The 16,295-nt window shown below is 68.5% G+C and carries 15 protein-coding genes; 4 read left to right on the top strand and 11 right to left on the bottom strand.

Annotated elements, in window-relative coordinates:
- Positions 1-16: 16 nt before the first annotated feature.
- Both pafA and M2271_RS35230 read right to left on the bottom strand, forming a co-directional pair.
- A complete protein-coding gene (gene pafA / locus M2271_RS35235; RefSeq protein ID WP_217550317.1) occupies positions 17-1,378 on the bottom strand; it encodes a Pup--protein ligase in 1,362 nt (453 codons plus the stop codon).
- A 9-nt stretch (positions 1,379-1,387) separates the two neighbouring features.
- Positions 1,388-2,647, bottom strand: a complete 1,260-nt coding sequence (locus M2271_RS35230; protein ID WP_280891580.1) for an MFS transporter — start codon at positions 2,645-2,647, stop codon at positions 1,388-1,390.
- A 117-nt stretch (positions 2,648-2,764) separates the two neighbouring features.
- Here M2271_RS35230 and M2271_RS35225 point away from each other — a divergent pair, with 117 nt between their 5' ends.
- On the top strand, positions 2,765-3,781 hold the full coding sequence (locus M2271_RS35225; protein WP_280891506.1) for a LacI family DNA-binding transcriptional regulator: 1,017 nt from the start codon (positions 2,765-2,767) through the stop codon (positions 3,779-3,781).
- 125 nt (positions 3,782-3,906) lie between these two features.
- On the opposite strand, the gene prcA is transcribed toward M2271_RS35225, so the two are convergent.
- From prcA to arc, 6 genes are all read right to left on the bottom strand, one after another.
- The gene (gene prcA, locus M2271_RS35220) at positions 3,907-4,647 is read right to left on the bottom strand and encodes a proteasome subunit alpha (RefSeq protein WP_280891505.1); all 741 of its coding nucleotides are present in this window, start codon (positions 4,645-4,647) and stop codon (positions 3,907-3,909) included.
- Between the two features lie 61 nt (positions 4,648-4,708).
- On the bottom strand, positions 4,709-5,554 hold the full coding sequence (gene prcB, locus M2271_RS35215) for a proteasome subunit beta (protein ID WP_280891504.1): 846 nt from the start codon (positions 5,552-5,554) through the stop codon (positions 4,709-4,711).
- Entirely contained in the window at positions 5,506-6,018 is a 513-nt protein-coding gene (locus M2271_RS35210; RefSeq protein ID WP_280891579.1) for an endonuclease VII domain-containing protein, read from the bottom strand. Before M2271_RS35210 ends, prcB begins: the two co-directional genes overlap by 49 nt.
- Before the next feature lie 119 nt (positions 6,019-6,137).
- Complete coding sequence (locus M2271_RS35205) at positions 6,138-6,356, bottom strand: ubiquitin-like protein Pup (RefSeq protein ID WP_007380863.1); 219 nt, start codon at positions 6,354-6,356, stop codon at positions 6,138-6,140.
- A 155-nt stretch (positions 6,357-6,511) separates the two neighbouring features.
- Complete coding sequence (gene dop, locus M2271_RS35200; protein WP_348539221.1) at positions 6,512-8,023, bottom strand: depupylase/deamidase Dop; 1,512 nt, start codon at positions 8,021-8,023, stop codon at positions 6,512-6,514.
- A gap of 234 nt (positions 8,024-8,257) precedes the next feature.
- Positions 8,258-10,024 (bottom strand): proteasome ATPase, encoded by a 1,767-nt coding sequence (arc, locus tag M2271_RS35195; protein WP_280891503.1) that lies wholly within the window; start codon positions 10,022-10,024, stop codon positions 8,258-8,260.
- A gap of 243 nt (positions 10,025-10,267) precedes the next feature.
- Between arc and M2271_RS35190 the strand changes: the two genes are divergently transcribed.
- Complete coding sequence (locus M2271_RS35190) at positions 10,268-10,573, top strand: ferredoxin (RefSeq protein ID WP_280891502.1); 306 nt, start codon at positions 10,268-10,270, stop codon at positions 10,571-10,573.
- 59 nt (positions 10,574-10,632) lie between these two features.
- On the opposite strand, the gene M2271_RS35185 is transcribed toward M2271_RS35190, so the two are convergent.
- The 3 genes from M2271_RS35185 to M2271_RS35175 form a co-directional block, all read right to left on the bottom strand.
- Entirely contained in the window at positions 10,633-11,211 is a 579-nt protein-coding gene (locus tag M2271_RS35185; RefSeq protein ID WP_280891501.1) for a hypothetical protein, read from the bottom strand.
- 223 nt (positions 11,212-11,434) lie between these two features.
- Complete coding sequence (locus M2271_RS35180) at positions 11,435-12,337, bottom strand: tRNA (adenine-N1)-methyltransferase (RefSeq protein WP_280891500.1); 903 nt, start codon at positions 12,335-12,337, stop codon at positions 11,435-11,437.
- A gap of 38 nt (positions 12,338-12,375) precedes the next feature.
- Positions 12,376-14,115, bottom strand: a complete 1,740-nt coding sequence (locus M2271_RS35175) for a site-2 protease family protein (protein ID WP_280891499.1) — start codon at positions 14,113-14,115, stop codon at positions 12,376-12,378.
- A 176-nt stretch (positions 14,116-14,291) separates the two neighbouring features.
- Between M2271_RS35175 and M2271_RS35170 the strand changes: the two genes are divergently transcribed.
- Entirely contained in the window at positions 14,292-15,413 is a 1,122-nt protein-coding gene (locus M2271_RS35170) for a RecB family exonuclease (RefSeq protein ID WP_280891498.1), read from the top strand.
- Between the two features lie 14 nt (positions 15,414-15,427).
- A complete protein-coding gene (locus M2271_RS35165) occupies positions 15,428-16,099 on the top strand; it encodes a response regulator transcription factor (protein ID WP_037670515.1) in 672 nt (223 codons plus the stop codon).
- Positions 16,100-16,295 lie beyond the last annotated feature (196 nt).

Raw genomic sequence — 16,295 nt, 5'->3', positions numbered from 1 at the left:
GTCCGGAACGCGTTGCTCACATCCCTGCGATCAGCTTCTCCACCCGGTCGTCCACGGACCGGAACGGGTCCTTGCACAACACGGTGCGCTGTGCCTGGTCGTTGAGCTTGAGGTGGACCCAGTCGACCGTGAAGTCACGGCGCTGTTCCTGCGCCCGCCGGATGAAGTCGCCGCGCAACCGCGCCCGAGTGGTCTGCGGGGGAACCGACTTGCCCTCGAAGATCTTCAAGTCGTTGCAGATCCGCGCGGCTTGGCCCCTCTTCTCCAGCAGGTAGTACAGGCCACGACGACGATGGATGTCGTGGTAGGCGAGGTCTATCTGCGCCACCCGCGGATGCGACATGGTCATGTTGTGCTTGGCCCGGTACCGCTCGATGAGCTTGTACTTCATGACCCAGTCGATCTCGGTACCGATCCGGTCGAGGTCCTCGGCCTCGATCGCGTCCAATGTGCGGCCCCACAGCTCCAGCACCTGTTCGACGGTGCCGGTGCGGATGCCGCGGCGCTCGCAGAAGTCCACGGCCTTCTCGTAGTACTCGCGCTGCACCTCCAGTGCGGAGGCCTCGCGGCCGCTGGCCAGACGCACCTTGCGCCGACCGGTGATGTCGTGACTGACCTCGCGGATCGCCCGGATCGGGTTCTCCAGGGTCAGGTCCCGCATCACGGTGCCCGCCTCGATCATGCGCAGCACCAGGTCGGTCGCGCCGACCTTGAGCAGCATCGTGGTCTCGGACATGTTCGAGTCGCCCACGATGACGTGCAGACGACGGTAACGCTCGGCGTCGGCGTGCGGCTCGTCCCGGGTGTTGATGATCGGCCGGGAGCGGGTCGTCGCCGAGGAGACGCCCTCCCAGATGTGCTCGGCCCGCTGGCTGACGCAGTACACCGCCCCGCGCGGCGTCTGTAGCACCTTGCCCGCCCCGCACAGGAGCTGACGGGTGACGAGGAACGGAATGAGAATGTCCGCGAGCCGGGAGAACTCGCCGTGCCGCGCCACCAGATAGTTCTCGTGGCATCCGTACGAGTTGCCCGCCGAGTCGGTGTTGTTCTTGAAGAGGTAGACGTCGCCCGCGATTCCTTCCTCATGCAGGCGTCGCTCTGCGTCCACCAGGAGTCCTTCGAGAATGCGCTCGCCTGCTTTGTCGTGCGTGACCAGCTCGGTCACATTGTCACATTCGGGTGTCGCGTATTCCGGATGTGACCCGACATCGAGATAGAGGCGGGCGCCGTTCCGCAGAAAGACATTGCTGCTACGGCCCCATGACACGACACGGCGGAAGAGGTACCGCGCCACCTCGTCGGGAGACAGGCGGCGCTGTCCCCTGAACGTACACGTGACGCCGTACTCGTTCTCCAGCCCGAAAATGCGGCGGTCCATGAGTGAACATTACGCCCGATCCCCCGAGCTGAAACGGGGTTCGACAGCACGGTTTGGATCATTTTCCCATGAAGACGCAACCACCGCACTCCCCACGGCAGCTGCGAGGACCCGCCCCGTGGCCAGTAGGACCACCAGCGACACACCCCCCGCGGCGGCCGGCACGGCGAAGCCCCACAAGGCCCCGCCCGCCTCGACGACCGGCCCCGCGAGCCCCGTTCCGACGGACGCACCGACCGTGAACGTCGTCACCAGCCAGGAGAACGCCTCGGTGACCGTCCCCCGCGGCGCGTGCCGGTCCACCAGAACGAACGCGCAAGCGATGGCAGGCGCCAGGAACACGCCCGCGAGGACCGTCAGCGACGTCATGGCCACCGCGCCCGGCATCAGCGTCAGCGGCAGGTAACACACCGCCAGAAGCGCCACCAGGACCTGCAGTCGACGGGCCGGGTCACCGGTCCACTGCCGCGCCCCGTAGAAGACGCCGCCGACCAGCGCGCCCAGCCCGATGCCCGCCATCAGCCAGCCGTACACCACGTCGCCCCCGTGGCCGTCCGCGTACGACACGGACGCCACCGTGATGGAGCCGAGCGCGATGCCGACGAACAGGAACGCGGCGAGCAGCGCGAGGAGCCCGGGCGAGCGCAGCGCGCCGAGCCAGTGCGCCGCACGCGGCGCCGAGCGCCACGCGCGCGAGGGCGGCGACACGACCACGGAAAGCGCGCCGAGCAGCCCGATGACGTTCAGGACGATCAGCGCCGCCCTTTCCGACCACAACGACACGCACAGCGTGACGAGCAGCGGCCCGACGGTGAACATCACTTCCTGCGCTATGGCGTCCAGGGCGTACGCCGTGTGCACCTTGTCCTCCTTGCCGAGGACGGAGGGCCACAGCGCCCGCAGGCCGCCCTCCAGAGGCGGCGTGAAGAGCCCGGCGGCGGCCACCGCGGCGTAGGCGAGCGGCAGCGGCTCCACACCTGTGAACGCGAAGACGGCCATCGCGAGGCCCGACAGGATTCCCGCCGGGAGCTGGACACGCGGCTGGCCGTACAGGTCCACCAGCCGCCCCAGCACCGGCTGCCCCACGGCATTGGCCACGCCGTACAGGGCCACCAGTCCGCCGGCCAGGGTGTACGAACCGCCCTCCGCGCGCACGAACAGCATGATCGCGATCGCGGCGGTGGCGTTCGGCAACCGCCCGACCAGCGTGCCCGTCAACAGCCGGACGGCATGCCTCGCCCTGAGGATCTCCAGGTACCCCGCGGCCATGTCCCCGCCCTTCGCTCGCCCGGTGCGTCGGTGACGCATGAGGTTTTACGTATAACTCGCCCTGCCATACGTACCATGTGCGCTGTTCAGTCGTCCAGACGAAAGCGCAGGCAGCCGGTGGCCCGAGGCAGCACCCGTCCCACCAGCCGCGACGTCGCCCACGCCGCCGGCGTCTCCCAGGCCGCGGTCTCTCTGGTCCTCGGCGACAAATGGCGCGGCCGGGTGTCGGAAACCACCGCCGACCGCGTCCGGGAAGCGGCCCGCGAGCTGGGCTACCGCCCCAACCTGGCGGCCCGCAACCTACGCCTGGGCCGCACCCGCACCGTCCTCCTCGTCGTCCCCGCCCTGACCACCGAGTTCTTCGCAGGCGTCTACACCGGCGCGGCCCGGGTCGCCGCCGAACACGGCTTCGGCGTGGTCCTGTACCCCTCCCCCGAAGGCATCGGCCCGGCCCGGGACCCCTTCGCCTCCGCACAAGCCGCCCTGGACGGCGTCATCGCCTCCTCCATGGCCGCCGACGCCCTCACCCCCATCCGCGGCGACCAGTTGCCCCTGGTGATGCTGGACAGCGACCCGACCGGAAGCCTCGGCGCGGCCACCGTCAACCTCGACATCGCCGACGGCGTACGACAGATCACCGAACACCTGCTCAGCCTGGGACACCGCCGCTTCCTGCACCTCGCGGCAAACGTGCCGTCCTGGACCTTCGAGGTGCGCGCACGCGAGCTGGCCGCCCGGATCGGCGAGGTCCCCGGCACGACGCTCCACACCACCCACACGCCGCTCTCCATCGAGGGCGCCGTGGCCGCCGCCGAGACCGCGCTCTCCGCACCGGGCCCGCCACCGACCGCCCTCGTCTGCGACGACGACAAACTCGCCGCCGGCGCCTACAAAGCCCTGCGCCGCCTCGGCCTGCGCATCCCCGACGACGTCTCGGTCACCGGCCTCGACGACCTCGCACTGGCCACCGCCATCGACCCGGAACTGACGACCGTCCACCTGGACGCCGAACTCTTCGGCGAACACGGCATGCGAGCCCTGCTGGCCGTCCTGGAGGGCCGCACACCCGACGCGGGAGACATTCCCGTCGAGCTGGTCGTACGGGGCTCCACGGCACCACCGAAGGCCTCCTGAACACCCTTGTGCCCCGACCGAGTCATCGGCCGGGGCACAAGGGGAAGAGCAAGCGACCGGATCACACGCCGCCGGAACTCTCCGCTCACTCGTCCTGATTACTCGTCCCGCTTGACCCGCTCGTCCTACTCGTCCTCGTCGGAGCTCTCCGCCTCGGTGCTCGCCCCACCGACCTCCAGCAACCGGCCGAGCTGACGACCGACGATGCGCTTGAACTTGCGCTGCTGCGGACGCGTACGATCCAGCACCGCGACCTCCAGACGCTCAGCGGGAATCTCCCGCTCGCTGCCGTTGGTGTCGCGAGACAGAGCCTGGACAGCCAGCGCAAGGGCCTCAGAAAGGCTCATGCCGTCCTGATGACGCTGGTCCAGATAGCTGCTGATCGTCTCGGCGTTACCGCCGACCGCGACCGAACCGTGCTCGTCCACGATCGAACCATCGTGCGGAAGCCGATAGATCTGGTCACCCTCGGGCGTCTCCCCCACCTCCGCGACAACCAGCTCCACCTCGTACGGCTTCTCGGCCGCGCTGGAGAAGATCGTGCCCAGCGTCTGGGCGTACACGTTGGCGAGACCGCGAGCGGTCACGTCGTCCCGGTCATAGGTGTAACCCCGCAGATCGGCATAACGCACCCCGCCGATCCGCAGATTCTCGTACTCGTTGTACTTGCCGGCGGCGGCGAAACCGATCCGGTCATAGATCTCGCTGAACTTGTGCAGCGCACGGGACGGGTTCTCGCCGACGAACACGATGCCGTCGGCATACTGCAGCACGACCAGGCTGCGGCCACGGGCGATGCCCTTCCGGGCGTACTCCGCCCGGTCGGCCATGGCCTGCTGGGGTGAGACATAGAACGGCGTCGACACCGGCTATCCGTCCCTTTCTGTCGAAGTCACTGGATCACCTGGACAAGAAACCGAGCGCCGACTACAGCAGCGCGGCACGCGGGCCATCAGGCTGCTCCAGACGCCGCTCCAGAATCGAGCGGGCGATCTCCGAAGACTCGGCCTCGGTCAGCCGACGGAAGCCGTCCTCGGTGATCACGGTGACGATCGGATAGATCCGGCGGGCGACATCGGGACCACCGGTCGCCGAGTCGTCGTCTGCCGCGTCATACAGGGCCTGCACCACCAGCGTCGTGGCATCGGCCTCACTCAGATCGCCGCGGAAGAGCTTCTTCATCGCACCACGCGCGAACACCGAACCCGAGCCGGTCGCGGCGAAGTGATGCTCCTCGGAACGGCCACCGGTGACGTCGTAGGAGAAAATGCGACCCCTTCCCCGGTCCACGTCGAACCCGGCGAAGAGCGGAACCACGGCCAGACCCTGCATGGCCATGCCCAGGTTGGAACGGATCATGGTCGACAGCCGGTTCGCCTTGCCCTCCAAGGAGAGCTGCGCCCCCTCGACCTTCTCGAAGTGCTCCAGCTCCAGCTGGAACAGCTTGACCATCTCTACCGCGAGACCGGCGGTGCCGGCGATACCGACGGCCGAGTACTCGTCGGCCGGGAACACCTTCTCGATGTCACGCTGCGCGATGACGTTGCCCATCGTGGCCCGTCGGTCACCGGCCAGCACGACGCCACCGGGGAAGGTGACAGCCACGATCGTCGTCCCGTGCGGCGCCTCGATCACACCCTGGACGGGCGGCAGCTGCCGCTTGCCGGGCAGCATCTCCGGCTGGTGCTCGGACAGGAAGTCCATGAAGGACGAGGACCCAGGCGTCAGGAAGGCAGCTGGTAGACGCCCGGTGCTACGAGTGTTGGCTTCCACGCGATTCCTTCCACGTAAGCAGCAGCCCGCCTTATGGCATCGGGCCGATCCTTGAACTGCCCCAGTGCGGCGTTGCAGCTGAAGCACAGTACGCCTCGGACCCTACCCGTGTCGTGGCAGTGATCCACATGCTCGGCAGGGGCGGCAAGGCATATGCGGCAGATTCCTTGCTGCTCCGCGATCATCGCGTCCAACTCTGCTGGAGTGAGGCCGTACTTCCGCCGAAAGTAGCTCACCCGATTCCGCTCGGCGCGGCACTCCCGGCAATAGCTCGCCCAGCCATCCGAGGACGAATTGTTGCGTTCCCACTGCGAGTGAGGCTTCACCTCTTCACATTGAGAGCAGCGCTTACACCCCGCCGGAACCGGCACCTTGACACGCACCGACTTGCCGTTGGCCTCCTGGCGCTGCCGGTAGTACTCCGCAGAGCACTCCCGGCAGTACGCCTGGAGTCCATCGGGCATCGACTTGTTGCTGGCGAAAGCCGTTCGCGGCACGTACTCCTTGCACCGCGAGCAGCGTCTCGCCTCCGATGAATCGACCACCCAGACCCCCGAGTTTCACCTTCGATTAGAAGGTGAAATCACTCTCCACCCTTCTGAACGAAGGACCTCACGAAATCCTCGGCGTTCTCCTCGAGTACATCATCGATTTCATCGAGGACGGAGTCCACGTCGTCGCTCAGCTTCTCCTGGCGCTCCTTGAGGTCCTCGGAACCCTGCGTTTCCGCAGTCTGCTCCTCGACCTCCTCGGTATTGCGCGTCGCCTTCTGCTGTCCGCCGCCGGTGTCCTTGGTCGCCATAACCCTCACCCCGCTCGGTTCGACGTTCTTGATCAGACCCTACAAGCAGGGTCCGACATCGGCCCCTCTGTTGCCTCAACGTACGGGGACCACTTCGATGATTCCCGTACGTCGACCTTTCCACCCTGTGGGCCACGTGGGCCCCGAGGGCCCCGTCAGTTGCCCGACAGCACCCTGACCAGGTCTTCCGCCGTACGACAGCGGTCCAGGAGCTCCTTGACGTGATTACGCGTTCCGCGAAGCGGTTCCAGGGTTGGGACGCGCTGGAGCGAGTCCCGTCCCGGCAGGTCGAAGATCACGGAGTCCCAGGAGGCCGCCGCGACGTCGTCCGCGTACTGCTCCAGGCAGCGTCCGCGGAAGTACGCGCGGGTGTCCTCCGGCGGCTTCGTACGGGCCCGCTCGACCTCGCTCTCGTCCAGCAGCCGCTTGATGCGCCCGCGGGCCGCCAGCCGGTTGTAGAGGCCCTTCTCGGGGCGTACGTCGGCGTACTGGAGGTCGACCAGGTGCAGCCGCGGCGCGTCCCAGTCGAGGTTGTCGCGGCGCCGGTAGCCCTCCATGAGTTCCCGCTTGGCGACCCAGTCCAGCTCTCCGGCCAGGCTCATCGGGTCGTGCTCGAGGCGGTTGAGGGTGTCCTCCCAGCGTGCCAGGACGTCCTTGGTCTGGTCGTCGGCGTCGGCGCCGTACCGCTCCTCGACGTACTTGCGTGACAGTTCGAAGTACTCCATCTGCAGTTGGACCGCGGTGAGTGTGCGGCCGCTCCGGAGAGTGACCAGGCGCTTGAGTGTCGGGTCGTGGGAGACCTGATGGAGTGTGCGGACGGGCTGGTCCACGGCGAGGTCGACGGCGATGAAGCCGTCTTCGATCATGGACAGGACGAGCGCTGTCGTGCCCAGCTTCAGGTAGGTGGAGATCTCCGAGAGGTTCGCGTCGCCGATGATCACGTGGAGGCGGCGGTACTTCTCGGCGTCGGCGTGCGGCTCGTCGCGGGTGTTGATGATCGGGCGCTTGAGCGTGGTCTCGAGGCCGACCTCCACCTCGAAGTAGTCCGCGCGCTGACTGAGCTGGAAGCCGTGCTCGTGTCCGTCCTGACCGATGCCGACGCGGCCCGCTCCGGCGAAGACCTGACGGGAGACGAAGAACGGCGTGAGGTGGCGCACGATGTCCGAGAAGGGGGTTTCCCGCTTCATCAGGTAGTTCTCGTGCGTTCCGTAGGACGCGCCCTTGTTGTCGGTGTTGTTCTTGTACAGGTGGATCGGCTGGGCGCCGGGAAGCTGGGCGGCCCGTTCCGCTGCTTCGGCCATGATGCGTTCGCCGGCTTTGTCCCAGAGGACGGCGTCGCGCGGGTTGGTGACCTCGGGAGCGCTGTATTCGGGGTGTGCGTGGTCGACGTAGAGTCGCGCGCCGTTGGTGAGGATCACGTTGGCGAGGCCGATGTCCTCGTCGGTGAGCTGGCTGGAGTCGGCGCCCTCTCGGGCGAGGTCGAAGCCTCGCGCGTCCCGCAGCGGGTTCTCCTCCTCGAAGTCCCAGCGGGCCCGGCGGGCCCGGTGCATCGCCGCCGCGTAGGCGTTGACGATCTGGGACGAGGTGAGCATGGCATTGGCGTTGGGGTGACCGGGGACGGAGATCCCGTACTCCGTCTCGATGCCCATTACTCGCCGTACGGTCATGCGGCCCTCCTTGCCCGGCGGCGCCCTCGGTCGGGGGCGCCGCTCAAGTACCGCTGGCGCTCCGGTGCGTGTGCGGTGCCCGTCCCCGCACTGCGCGATTCGGCGGTACCGAAGAGCCTAGAACGCCTCTGCGCTGGTGGGGAGATCATTTGCGTCATTGCCTTGCTTGAGCCGTGGCCTGGAAAACAGTCGGCTGCGGATACCCGGTGAGGGCACCCGCAGCCGCCCTGCTTTTTACAGGTACTGCCCGGTGTTTGCCACCGTGTCGATGGAGCGTCCGGTGTCCGCGCCCTGCTTTCCGGTGATGAGCGTACGGATGTAGACGATCCGTTCGCCCTTCTTGCCGGAGATACGGGCCCAGTCGTCGGGGTTGGTGGTGTTCGGCAGGTCCTCGTTCTCCTTGAACTCGTCCACGCATGCCTGGAGGAGGTGGGAGACGCGAAGGCCCTTCTGCTCGTGCTCCAGGAAGTCCTTGATCGCCATTTTCTTGGCGCGGCCCACGATGTTCTCGATCATGGCGCCGGAATTGAAGTCCTTGAAGTAGAGGACTTCCTTGTCGCCGTTGGCGTAGGTGACTTCCAGGAAGCGGTTTTCCTCGGATTCGGCATACATGTGTTCGACGGCCGTCTGGATCATGCTTCCGACGGTGGTGGCCCTGCTGCCGCCGTGCTCCCCGAGGTCGTCGGAGTGCAGAGGGAGGCGCTCGGTGAGGTACTTGGCGAAGATGTCCTTGGCCGCCTCGGCGTCCGGACGCTCGATCTTGATCTTCACGTCCAGCCGGCCGGGTCGCAGGATGGCGGGGTCGATCATGTCCTCGCGGTTGGAGGCGCCGATCACGACCACGTTCTGCAGGCCCTCCACGCCGTCGATCTCAGCGAGCAGCTGCGGGACGATGGTGTTCTCCACGTCCGAGCTGACGCCGGAACCACGGGTGCGGAAGAGTGACTCCATCTCGTCGAAGAAGACGATCACGGGGGTGCCTTCGCTGGCCTTCTCACGAGCACGCTGGAAGACGAGGCGGATCTGCCGCTCGGTCTCGCCGACGTACTTGTTCAGGAGCTCGGGGCCCTTGATGTTGAGGAAGAAACTCTTGCCGGAGGCCTGGCCGGTGACCTCGGCGACCTTCTTGGCCAGTGAGTTGGCGACGGCCTTGGCGATGAGCGTCTTACCGCATCCGGGCGGCCCGTACAGGAGGACGCCCTTGGGGGGGCGCAGTTCGTGCTCCTTGAACAGGTCCGGGTAGAGGTACGGAAGCTCGACGGCGTCGCGGATGGCCTCGATCTGGCCGCCCAGGCCGCCGATCTGCTCGTAGCCGATGTCGGGGACCTCTTCGAGGACGAGTTCCTCGACCTCGCTCTTGGGAACGACTTCGTAGACGTAGCCGGAGCGGGGTTCGAGTAGCAGGGCGTCGCCGGGGCGGATGGTGATGTCCAGCAGGGGCTCGGCGAGCCTCACCACCCGTTCCTCGTCGGTGTGCCCCACTACAAGGGCTCGATCGCCGTCCTCAAGGATCTCCTTGAGGGTGACGATGTCGCCGACGCTCTCGTATTCCATGGCCTCGACCACGTTGAGAGCTTCATTGAGCATGACTTCCTGGCCGCGCCGGAGCTCGTCGAGTTCCACGCTGGGGCTGACGTTCACCCGCAGCTTGCGGCCGCCGGTGAAGATGTCCGCCGTGCCGTCCTCGTTCGCCGTGAGGAAGACACCGAAGCCGGCCGGTGGCTGTGCGAGCCGGTCGACCTCCTCCTTGAGGGCCACGATCTGGTCGCGGGCCTCACGGAGCGTGTTGGCGAGTCTCTCGTTCTGGGCGGACACGCCGGCCAGATTGGTCTGCAGCTCGACGATCCGCTCTTCGAGAATCCTCGTGTGTCGCGGAGAGTCGGCGAGCTTGCGTCGCAGGACGGCGATCTCCTGCTCAAGGTAGGCAATCTGCCCGGCGGGGTCTTCGGACCCTCGTCCCGGGCGGATGCCGCGGTTCATGTCGTCGTCGTGGGCTGCCACGGTCCTCACCTCCTCCAAGGGGAGCTGGACGCTTCCAGACCCTACCTGGGTGGGTGTTGATTGAAACCCCTAGATCACAAAGACGGTAGGGGTGTGTCCGATCTTCACCCTTGCGCTCTCCCTCACGCCAGGGGAATACCCACCGAACATGGAGGGGAAGCCGCCGGAGGTAGGGTCAAAGTGTTCAACACCCGTCAGAGCTGGCTGGATTCCCGTTTGGCTCGACGAGAAACGGCAGGAGATATGAGCGTGCAGCAGGAGGCCGGGGTCGACATCGAGGCGCTGGAGGTCTGGATCGACCAGGATCTCTGTACCGGCGACGGCATCTGCGTCCAGTACGCGCCGGAGGTGTTCGAGCTGGACATCGACGGGCTGGCCTATGTCAGGGGCGCGGAGGACGAGCTGCTGCAGGACAAGGGCGCCACAACGCCCGTACCGCTGCCGCTTCTCACGGATGTGGCCGACTCCGCGAAGGAGTGTCCGGGCGAGTGCATCCATGTGCGTCGGGTTTCGGACAGGACCGAGGTCTACGGTCCGGACGCGGAGTGACCGGACCGTCACCCGCTGCGACGCCTGTCTGATTCATCACAACGCGTCGGTGGCGCGGGTCAGACGGTGTGTGAGTCGGCGGGTGCCGAGCGGGCGAACGCGCCGTTCTTCCACCGCCACTTCACGCTGTCCTTCGTGTCGGGGCAGCAACTGGGTACGTCGGCTGTGGAGTAGCCGAGGAGCGTGGCGAGCACGGTTCCGTCCCGCAGGGCGAAGTCGGTCACGCTCCGGCGCTCCTTGGGGGCGACGAGAGTGGCCACCACTCGGGGCCTGCCGGTGTCCGCGGACCGGGTGAGGACGTAGACGCCGTCGGGCGGGGTGCCCATCGGTGCGTCGCAGTGCACCACGGCGGCTGTTTCCGGTCGGCCGTCTCCGTCGAGGTCTCCGGTGGCCTTCTTGATCACGAGCGCCTTGACCGGGCCGCACTCGATCGGGAAGGCGACGCCCGTGGGGTCGGGGGGCGCGGTGACGGCCGGGGCTTTCTTGGTCTCCGGGCCGGCTGCCTGGGCGGCTGTCGCCGGGTTGGGCTGCAGGACCGAGGACAGGGCCACCACGCCTGCGACCGCCGTCGCGGTGGCGACCCAGTGGATCGGTCGGGTGTGGGTGTGTGCCAGTTCCGGGACGGCGGATTGCTGCACTCGGAGCGTCTCCTGGGCTGTGCCGGTGGGGGTGGCTGCATGGTGCCACACGTCACAGTGAGGGGGGAACGGCGGGGTCGGAACTCCGCCGGCCCAGGTCGTACGGATTCTGGTGCCGTGTCAACACGAGTACGCCGTGGCCGAGTTCCGCGATGTCTGTGGGAACTCGGCCACGGCATTCGTGCGTTGTCGCGGGACGGGCCGCCTCGCGGGACGGGCCGCCTCAGCGGGCGGCGCCGCCCTCGGCGTTGGGGCCGGTGTAGTCATCGCCGTAGGCGCCCTTGGCGGGTCGGCGGCGGCGCATGGGCGGCTCGACGCCGTCGGCGAGGCGGCGGGCGGTGAGCAGGAAGCCGGTGTGGCCGATCATCCGGTGGTCCGGGCGGACGGCCAGGCCTTCCACGTGCCAGTTGCGGATCATCGACTCCCAGGAGGTCGGCTCGTTGAAGCTGCCGATCTCGCGGATGGACTCGACGGTCCGGGCAAGCTGCGTGGTGGTCGCCACGTAGCAGCACAGGATGCCGCCGGGCACGAGGGCCTTGGAGACGGCCTCCAGGCACTCCCAGGGAGCCAGCATGTCGAGGATGACGCGGTCGACGTCCATGTCGGACAGGTTGTCCTGGAGGTCTCCGACGGTGAGTTGCCAGGCGGGGTGGGGGCCGCCGAAGTAGCGCTCCACGTTCTGCCGGGCGATGTCGGCGAAGTCTTCGCGGCGCTCGTAGCTGTGCAGCATGCCCTGGTCACCGATGGCACGCAGCAGGAAGCTGCTGAGCGAGCCGGAGCCGACGCCTGCTTCCACGACGCGTGCGCCGGGGAAGATGTCGGCGAAGGCGAGGATCTGCCCCGCGTCCTTGGGATAGACCACGGCGGCGCCGCGGGGCATGGACAGGACGTAGTCGGGGAGCAGGGGGCGCAGCGCGAGGTAGGCGACGTTCCCAGTGGTACGGACAACGCTGCCCTCGGGAGCGCCGATCAGTTCGTCGTGCGGGAAGGAACCCTTGTGGGTGTGGAAGTTCTTCCCGGCCTCGAGCGTGAACGTGTAGTGGCGGCCCTTGGGGTCGGTCAGCTGAACCTGGTCCCCGACCTTGAAGGGCCCGCGTCTGCGGGCGGCACCGGTCGGTTCGGACATGTGACCAGCCTACCGGTCCCGGCGGGGGCCTCGGACCACTAGGACGGCCTGGCCATCGCCTTCACGAAGGCGCGCTCCACGTCGGCCGCCGACAGGACACCGTAGATCTCGCCGTTCTCCTCGACGACGAGGTACTCGGTGGCCGGGGTGGCGCGCAGGGTGTCCAGGAGTGCCTCGCCGGCCAGTTCCGCGGAGACGCGCATGCCTTCGGTGAGGTCCTGGGCGAGGCCGCTGACGGCGACCCAGGGGCGGCGGTGTTCCGGTACGCCGACGATGGCGGCCTCGCGGACGAGGGAGAGCGGGTGACCGTCGGCGTCGACGACGACCAGGGCGCGGGCGCCGGCGGCGTTGGCACGGCGCAGGGCTTCCGAGAGGGGGGTGCCGGTTTCGACGGGGACCGCGCGGCGGGTGAGGGTACGGGCGCGCAGTTCGGGCAGGTGCTCACGCAGCCGGGCCATGCGCAGGCTGTTGCCGGCGCCGGTCCAGATGATCGCGGCGAGGATGGCGGCGAGCAGGGCGTCCATCACGGTGTCCATGCCGACGTTGTCCTCGGCGTTGGAGCCGAGCGCTCCGGACTGGGTGAGCAGCGGCAGGCCGATCAGGACGGAGACGGCGAGGGCACGGCCTACCCAGGCGGCGGCGATGGTGCCGGTCATCGGCCTGCCGGTGATCTTCCAGACGACCGCGCGGAGCATCCTGCCGCCGTCGAGGGGCAGGCCGGGCAGGAGGTTGAAGACGGCGACGATCAGGTTGGAGGCCATCAGGCCGGCCAGCAGGACGCCGGGGACCGTACCGGGCTCGACGGGCTGCAGGGCGAGGTAGAAGAGGCCGGAGAGGACGAGGGAGAGCAGCGGGCCGACGAAGGCCAGCCAGAACTCGCGGCCGGGAGTCTCGGCCTCCTTCTCGATCTCGGAGACGCCACCGAAGAACTGGAGCTGGATTCGGCGGACCGGGAGATTGAAGCGGAGGGCCGCGACCGTGTGGGCGAGTTCGTGCACCAGTACGGAGGCGTAGAAGGCGATGGCGAAGAAGAGGGAGACGAGGTAGCGGGCGGCGCCGAGTTCGGGCAGCACCCGGTCGAGCTGGCCGCCGAACACCCAGGTGATCAGGGCGGCGACGAGGAACCAGCTGGGCGCGACGTACACGGGTACGCCGAACGGCCGCCCCATCAGCAGCCCGCCTCCGGGTCCTCGTTCGCGCCGGGAAGGGCGACCCTTGGTGGCACCGGTGTGGGCGAGGGGTCGGTCACCGACGGTGTCGGAGTGCTCCGGGCTGCCGGTGTGCGCTTCGGTCCGGTGATGGTCGGCGTGCTGAGGGGCGTGGGGCTCGGTGCCGTCCTCGGCGGCTGTGGCCTCGTGGTCCCTGGGGGCCTGGTCCTTGGAGGGCTGGTCCTTGGAGGGCTGGTCCTTGGAGGGCTGGTCCTTGGAGGGCTGGTCCTTGGAGGGCTGGTCCTGGGGGGCCTGGCCTTCGGCGGGCCGGCCTTCGGTGGGCTTGTCCCGCGAGGCTTCGCCCGTGGGGGTCTCAGCTCCGGAGCGACCGGGGCTCTCGCCCCCGGTGGCCTCGTCGCCGGCGGCGTCACTGGGGGTCTCGGGCAGGGCGCCCAACCGGCGTACGACCATGGTCGGTTCGTCGGCCGGTGGGGCCTCGTCGGTGTCGGTGGCCCGTCGGGGCCGGCCGGGACGTGCGGGGCCGGTGGCCGGGGTCGCAGGTGTTGCGGGGTGCTCGGCCGGCTCGTCGTTGCCGGACCGCGGCTGCCCGCTCCCGCCGCTCTCGTCCACGGTGTCCCCTCGTTCGAAGCGTCTCCCGCACCTGCCGGACGGGAGGGTCTCGGGTCGATGGTATGCGGCCGTCGCGACGCATTCCGCCCCGGCACCCCCGTGTTTCCCCGGTGGTCGCGCCGGTCACGCGACGACGGCTGGGTCACTGTCAGTGGCGGGCCGTATGGTCTGTGGTCATGGAGACGAGCACGGAGGGCGCCGCGGAGGCCGCCGGCCAAGGCAGCGCGCAGGCGGACCCGCCGGTCCCGGCCGAGCCGACGGCCGCGACGGTTACCGCGACGGCAACGGCCACGGACACCGACACGGCAGCGGCGGAAGAGTCAACGGCGGGGGTCACCGCGACGACGGACACGGCAGCGGCAGGCACAGGAACAGGGGCAGCGGCAACAGCAACAGCAACAGCAACAGCAACGGACGAGGGGATCACGATCGCGACCGCCCCCACCGCCATGGCCCCCGCCTCCTTGTCCCCCTCCCGTGCGGGCGACTTCATGCAGTGCCCCCTGTTGTACCGGTTCCGGGTGATCGACCGGCTGCCCGAGAAGCCGAGCGAGGCGGCGACGCGCGGCACCCTGGTGCACGCGGTCCTGGAGCGGCTCTTCGACGCCCCGGCCGCCGAACGGACCGCTCCCCGTGCCACGTCGCTCATCCCCGGCCAGTGGGACCGGCTGCGGGAGACCCGGCCGGAGGTCGTCGAGCTGTTCGCCGACGATCCGGAGGGCGAGCGGCTGGCGCGCTGGCTCGGCGAGGCGGAGCAGCTGGTGGAGCGCTGGTTCACGCTGGAGGACCCCACCCGGCTCGAGCCGGTGGAGCGTGAGCTGTTCATCGAGACCCAGCTGGAGTCCGGGCTGAAGCTGCGCGGGATCATCGACCGGGTCGACGTGGCGCCCACCGGTGAGGTGCGGATCGTCGACTACAAGACGGGCAAGGCGCCCCGGCCCCAGTACGCCGAGGGCGCGCTGTTCCAGATGAAGTTCTACGCCCTGGTGGTGTGGCGCCTGAAGAACGTCGTCCCTCGCCGGCTGCAGCTCGTCTATCTCGGCAGCGGCGACGTCCTGACGTACGACCCCGTGGTCGCCGACCTGGAGCGTGTCGAGCGCAAGCTGCACGCGCTGTGGGAGGCGATCCGTCAGGCCACGGAGACCGGGGACTGGCGGCCGCGTCCGACCAAGCTGTGCGGCTGGTGCGACCACCAGGCGCACTGCCCGGAGTTCGGCGGTACTCCCCCGCCCTATCCGCTGCCGGTGAGGGCGCCCGAGTCCGGCGGCGGCCCGCAGGGCAGAATGGGGCCGGACTAGCGAAGGAGACTTACGTGGCCATCCGCGTCCTACTGGTCGACGACCAGCCGCTGCTGCGCACCGGCTTCCGGATGATTCTGGAGGCCGAGCAGGACATCGCGGTCGTCGGCGAGGCCGGAGACGGCCTCCAGGCTCTGGACCAGGTGCGGGCCCTGCAGCCCGACGTGGTCCTGATGGACATCCGTATGCCGCGGATGGACGGTGTGGAGGCGACCCGGCAGATCACCGGACCGGGGCGGGACGGCCCGGCCAAGGTGCTGGTGCTGACCACCTTCGACCTCGACGAGTACGTGGTGGAGGCACTGCGGGCGGGTGCCAGCGGCTTCCTGTTGAAGGACGCCCCGGCCAACGAGCTGGTGCAGGCCATCCGCGTGGTGGCCGCGGGTGAGGCGCTGCTCGCGCCGAGCATCACCCGCCGGCTGCTCGACAAGTACGCCACGCATCTGCCGTCCGGCGACGAGCCGGTGCCGGACACCCTGCACACGCTCACCGATCGCGAGGTCGAGGTGCTGAAGCTGGTGGCGCGCGGGCTGTCCAATGCCGAGATCGCCGCCGACCTGTTCGTCAGTGAGACCACCGTCAAGACGCACGTCGGCCATGTCCTCACCAAACTGGGGCTGCGTGACCGGGTGCAGGCCGCGGTGTACGCGTACGAGAGCGGCCTGGTGCGCCCCGGCGCGCAGTAGGCGGTACGTGCGTATCAGGCAGTACCTGCGCATCGAATCAGGCAGTACCTGGGAATCAGGTCCTACGAACGTGGAGGGGGGGCCCCCCCGCGGGGGCGCCCCCCCCCGTAGTTCAGCCGTCCCTGAGCTGTTGGCGCGTCCCCCCTGGGGGTAGTTGTCATAGGGGGTCGCTCTGTGTGAGCCGCGCACGCCCCGC

Origin of the sequence: Streptomyces sp. LBL (assembly GCF_029893585.1) — a bacterium.
Taxonomy (GTDB): domain Bacteria; phylum Actinomycetota; class Actinomycetes; order Streptomycetales; family Streptomycetaceae; genus Streptomyces.
This window is presented reverse-complemented; position numbering and strand designations above follow the sequence as displayed.

Coding starts and splice junctions, on each gene's coding strand:
- pafA (WP_217550317.1), bottom strand. CDS start 1,378: ATGGACCGCCGCATTTTCGGGCTGGAGAACGAGTACGGCGTCACGTGT.
- M2271_RS35170 (WP_280891498.1), top strand. CDS start 14,292: ATGGAGACGAGCACGGAGGGCGCCGCGGAGGCCGCCGGCCAAGGCAGC.
- M2271_RS35180 (WP_280891500.1), bottom strand. CDS start 12,337: ATGTCCGAACCGACCGGTGCCGCCCGCAGACGCGGGCCCTTCAAGGTC.
- M2271_RS35230 (WP_280891580.1), bottom strand. CDS start 2,647: ATGGCCGCGGGGTACCTGGAGATCCTCAGGGCGAGGCATGCCGTCCGG.
- M2271_RS35205 (WP_007380863.1), bottom strand. CDS start 6,356: ATGGCGACCAAGGACACCGGCGGCGGACAGCAGAAGGCGACGCGCAAT.
- M2271_RS35190 (WP_280891502.1), top strand. CDS start 10,268: ATGAGCGTGCAGCAGGAGGCCGGGGTCGACATCGAGGCGCTGGAGGTC.
- M2271_RS35210 (WP_280891579.1), bottom strand. CDS start 6,018: ATGCCCGATGGACTCCAGGCGTACTGCCGGGAGTGCTCTGCGGAGTAC.
- dop (WP_348539221.1), bottom strand. CDS start 8,023: ATGACCGTACGGCGAGTAATGGGCATCGAGACGGAGTACGGGATCTCC.